This window comes from Desulfitobacterium sp. (assembly GCF_982384815.1).
Genome location: NZ_CEVWNY010000161.1, coordinates 1 through 5,052, shown reverse-complemented (window position 1 = coordinate 5,052; position 5,052 = coordinate 1). Strand labels below are relative to the sequence as shown.

Genomic DNA, 5,052 nt, shown 5'->3' with positions numbered 1-5,052 from the left:
CCGTTATACTGTTCAAGTACAACTAAAATTCCCTTGGGCATCCTTTCTCAATCCTCTCTTGTATATTTTCATTTGTATCTGCTTTAGAAAAAGATTCTTCACTATTTCTCACTAAATAGTTTTTGATTAACTTAGATTACTTTTGCCTCATTCATCAGAGCATTAACCAGTTCCGCAACGGCTTCGGCCGGCTCACCTTGAATTAATCGCCCGGCTTGCCGGGCAGGAGGTAAGCTGATGGTGACGACTTTCATCTTAGCTCCTTGAGTCCCTGCTTCCGCTGGTGATACTCCTAAATCAGCAAGAGTAAGGGTTTTCAATTCCTTTTTCTTGGCTTTCATAATCCCGGCCACCGACGGATAGCGTGGTTCGTTTAATCCTTTTTGGGCTGTGATCACTGCCGGAAGTGCCACTTCGATAACTTCGCTGCCCCCATCGATATCGCGGGTAACAGTAGCAGTCATTCCCTCAATTTTCAACTCTGTGGCAGTTGTAACCGAAGGAATTCCTAATAGCTCAGCCAAACGGGTTGTGACTTGACTCGAACCATCGTCAATGGCAATTCGTCCGGAAAGGATAATATCGAAGGGAATGTTTTGAACAGCTTTTGCCAGAACACCGGCAGTTACATATTCATCACTGCCCTCTAAAGCGGGATCCTGAATCGCTACTGCTTTATCCGCTCCCATAGCTAGGGCCGTCCGCAGAACCTCACTGACTTTTGGCCCCCCCATACTTAGTACAGTCACTTCCCCGCCAAATTTTTCTTTAAGCCTGATTCCCTCTTCCACAGCAAATTCATCATAGGGATTCATGATGAGGTTTACTCCGATCGAGTCGATTTGACCCTGTGAATCGATGGCGATCTTGGCCTCGGTGTCAAATGTTTGTTTCAAACAAACCAATATGTTCATCTCGTTTCCCCTTTCTGATTCCTCCTGAATGAATACTCATTCATTTTTAATATATAATATCAGATCGCAGGACAAAACGGAATAGTTTTTCTAGAATATTTCATATTTATTTAATCGTCTGATTATTCAAAATAAATTGTTTCCCAAAATTGATTTTCGTGGTATGCTTTGGCTAATGAATGGTCATTCATTTTTGGAGGTGCAATTTATGTCAAATACGGATCCTCTTTTTTTACCTATCCGGATCGGCAAGTTAGAACTGAAAAATCGCATAGTAATGCCGGCTATGCATCTGGGCTATTGTCCTAACGGGGAAGTCACCGATCAACTCGTCGAGTTCTATCGTTTGCGGGCTCGGGGAGGTGTAGGCCTAATTATCGTTGGTGGGTGCGGAATTGATCAGGTGGGGAATACTTTAGGAATGATTCAGTTAGATGATGACTGCTTTATCCCCGGACTGCAAAAATTAGCGGAGTCCATCCACGCAGAGGGCGCTAAGGTCATGGCCCAGCTTTATCAAGCCGGCAACTATGCCTCCTCCCTATTAACCGGAAATCAACCTGTTGCTCCGTCGGCCATCCCTTCAAAATTAACCAAAGAAGTCCCCCACGAGCTGACCGTCGGGGAAATCAAAGACTTGGTCGAAAAGTTTGCCCAAGCCGCGGCCCGTACCCAAGAGGCAGGTTTTGACGGGGTAGAAATTTTGGCGGGGACAGGATACCTGATCTCGGAGTTTCTTTCGCCGGTAACCAACAAAAGAACGGATGAATACGGTGGTAATCTTGCCAATCGGATGCGCTTTGCTTTAGAAGTAATCGCCGCGATCCGTAAAGCAGTAGGACCGGATTTTCCTTTGATCGCCCGGATTGCCGGTAATGATTTTATCCCCGGGGGGCACACCAATGTTGAGGCTCAAATGTTTGCTAAAGCACTGACTGATGCCGGAGTGGATGCCATCAATGTAACCGGAGGGTGGCATGAAACCACGGTTCCCCAGATTACTATGAATGTCCCCCCCGGCGCTTTCCGTTATCTGGTCCGCGGAATTAAGCAAGCCGTTTCTGTCCCGGTTTTTGCCTCCAATCGCATAACCGGTCCCGAATTGGCCCGGGATATCCTTTCTACGGGGGATGCCGACCTGGTAGGATTTGCCCGTCCCCTCATTGCCGACCCGTTCCTGCCGATAAAAATTGAGGGTAAAGACCCCTATCCTATCCGTCCCTGTGTAGCCTGTAACCAAGGCTGTCTGGATCATATATTCCGGGGAAAACCGGTTAAATGTCTGGTAAATGCCGAGGCGGGACGGGAGGCGGAACTTAAGCCCGGCCATAAGCAGAATTCGGCTATTGGCAGTGGTCTCGGGGATGGGCATGCCGCCCCCAGACGGATTCTCGTGGTGGGGGCCGGCCCTGCCGGTCTGGAATTTGCTCGGGTGGCCAGTCTCCAAGGCCATGAGGTGGCAGTATGGGAAAAATCCGACCGCCTTGGAGGGCAGCTTAACCTTGCTGCCGCACCAACCGGTCGCCGGGACTTCAATCGCTTTACAGAGTACTTGGTTAGGATCTGTGAGGCGCAGGGAGTTATGATCTACACCAATCAGGAGGCCACCCCGGAAAAAGTCCTGGAGGGCATAGAGAAGGAGGGCTTTACGGATCTTGTTATCGCCACCGGTGCCCTGCCCATGGATCCCCCCTTCCCAGTGGAGCAAGGTGCCCCGGTTATCCAAGCTTGGGATGTTCTCGACCGCAAAAAGACCGGTAACAACGTGGTGATCATAGGTGGCGGGTCCGTGGGTGTAGAAACGGCCCTCTATCTGGCTGATCAAGGAACCCTTGACGCGGAAACCCTACGCTTCCTAATCGTCAATCAGGCGGAAAGCCCCGAAACCCTAGCAAAACTCCTTTTCCAGGGTAGAAACCGGGTTACCCTGATTGAAATGGCTAAACATGTGGGACGAGATTTAGGCTCAAGTACCCGCTGGTCAATGTTGGCCGATCTTAAACGGCATAATGTTAAGGTTCTAACAAATACGGTGGTGAAAGAAGTACGTGCCGATGGAGTCCTGGTAGAGGGTCCGGAAGGAGAAAGTTTGGTACCCGGCGATACGGTTGTTGCGGCCATCGGCTCAGTATCCAATCAAGCACTGACAAAAGCCTTAAAAGATAAACTCCCCGACCATGTGACTTTGTACCAGATCGGAGATGTCAATAAGCCTGCCAAAGTAATGGATGCAGTGCAAGCCGCCTATAATGCCGCACATAAGCTGGGGTGAAACAGGGGGACAGGTACTCTGTTTCACTGATAAAGAGATTATCAGCGAATAATTCCCTATTGGATGTAGAGAAAAAGGTTAAGAAGCAAGAATGGGTTTACTTAGTCTTTAGAATAAATTTATCAAAGATAAAAATAAATGTAAGGGGTTAATTTATGAGTACTTATAATGATTTTTTGGTGGAAAAAAAGGGTGCCGTTGCAATCGTTACCTTAAATCGTCCAAATAAGGGAAATTCCTGGACCTTGGACACTTATCAAGAGATAGAGCGCATTCAGGAAGACCTGCACTACGATGATTCTGTTCGAGTAGTTATCTTCACGGGAGCAGGAGATAAATTTTTCTGTGCAGGTGCAGACCTTGCCCTTTTAGCTCAGCTTAATTCTCATTTTATCTCACGGGATCTCTATCGCTATCAGGGGATAAACACCCGTTGGGATCGCTTTATCAAGCCCGTAATCATGGCAGTCAATGGTATGACTGTAGGCAGTGGTTTGGAGCTGGCTTTGTGTGGGGATATCCGCATTGCTTCCAGCGCGGCCACTTTCTCCATTAACGAAGTGCGAATTGGACTGAATCCGGATATGGGTGGAACCCAGCGTCTTACCCGAACTGTGGGACCCAGCCAAGCTAAACGCCTTATCTTCACTGCAGAGAAGATCGATGCCCAAGAGGCTGCCCGTATTGGGCTAGTGGATATTGTTTGTGATCCTGAGGATTTAATGATCGAGGCATTGAAGATGGCTGAAAAAATCGCTAATATGCCCCCATATGCCATCCGCTTTGCCAAAAAAGCCATCAACTTAGCTGTCGATGCTCCTTTAGAAGTGGGGCTGATGTATGAGGAAGCCGGCTCCACCTTCTGCATGGGCACAGAGGATAAAAAAGAGGCCGTCTCTTCCATCCTTGAAAAACGCGAACCAACCTTCCACGGACGGTGAAACAGGGGGACAGGTACTCTGTTTCACTATGATTGTAACACCATCTGAAAAACTTCTAAATTCTAAGCTAAAAGTAACGCGGCTAATGGGGTGCAAACTTGCACTCCTTTAGCCGCTTTTCCTTTAGTATTTTCCGGATGATTAGGCACGCCAAACCCGGATATGGGATATTCCGGTTATCCGTGCTATTTGTCTGGTACTAATACCTTCTATTTCTTTCAATTTTCTCAGAATCGAATCCTGCTTGACTCTGTCCTCATGGCCTAATTTGAAAGCATCTATCCCACACTGGCTCTTTAAGAACTCCCTGACTTTTTCATCACCTATTTTTTTAATATCTTCTACATCAAGACAATGATCCTGGGTAGTCTTTTTATGAAATTGTATCAATTGAGCAAGGGCTTTTTCAGGCGAGTTGGCAAACATATTCAGGACATACTCTTTATCCACGAGATAACCATCAGCAATGTATTCCTTATAACTACTCCATCGATACTCAGCCACATTGTCTACTATTTTGGCCTGAACCGGATTTTGATGAATGTAACGGAGTACTGTTAAAAAATATCGGTCGTTATCGACGACTTCACTCCTAAATCTCTCCTGGAACAAATGTCCACTTCGTTCATACTTATTATTAAACCATAAGACATAACTAGAACTAATCCTTTTTATCGAAGTACTAAGAGGCTCCTTCTGCTCCTGAATAAGGATATGGATATGATTGTCCAAAAGACAATATGCAAATATCTTATAGCCGCTTATTTCTTTGAACCTAGCCAGGCTTTCAATGAGCTTATTCCTATCTTCGTTATCTTCAACAATACTTTGTCTATTTATGCCCCGCATAATGACATGGTAAATACCCGTTGGGCTTAATTCCCTCGGCCTCCGTGGCATAGGCTATCACCTCAGGTAAATTATA

The 5,052-nt window shown here is 46.6% G+C and carries 4 protein-coding genes; 2 read left to right on the top strand and 2 right to left on the bottom strand.

All coding sequences use genetic code 11. From position 1 onward, the window contains the following. Positions 1–131 precede the first annotated feature (131 nt). Positions 132–914, bottom strand: a complete 783-nt coding sequence (locus tag AC1U9U_RS15435) for an electron transfer flavoprotein subunit beta/FixA family protein (RefSeq protein ID WP_479961444.1) — start codon at positions 912–914, stop codon at positions 132–134. A gap of 208 nt (positions 915–1,122) precedes the next feature. Between AC1U9U_RS15435 and AC1U9U_RS15430 the strand changes: the two genes are divergently transcribed. Both AC1U9U_RS15430 and AC1U9U_RS15425 read left to right on the top strand, forming a co-directional pair. Further along, on the top strand, positions 1,123–3,186 hold the full coding sequence (locus AC1U9U_RS15430; protein ID WP_479961443.1) for an oxidoreductase: 2,064 nt from the start codon (positions 1,123–1,125) through the stop codon (positions 3,184–3,186). A gap of 155 nt (positions 3,187–3,341) precedes the next feature. Then, positions 3,342–4,127, top strand: a complete 786-nt coding sequence (locus AC1U9U_RS15425; RefSeq protein WP_479961442.1) for an enoyl-CoA hydratase/isomerase family protein — start codon at positions 3,342–3,344, stop codon at positions 4,125–4,127. A gap of 141 nt (positions 4,128–4,268) precedes the next feature. Here the strand turns inward: AC1U9U_RS15425 and AC1U9U_RS15420 are convergent, their stop codons facing one another. Then, entirely contained in the window at positions 4,269–4,976 is a 708-nt protein-coding gene (locus AC1U9U_RS15420) for a transposase (protein ID WP_479961441.1), read from the bottom strand. Positions 4,977–5,052 lie beyond the last annotated feature (76 nt).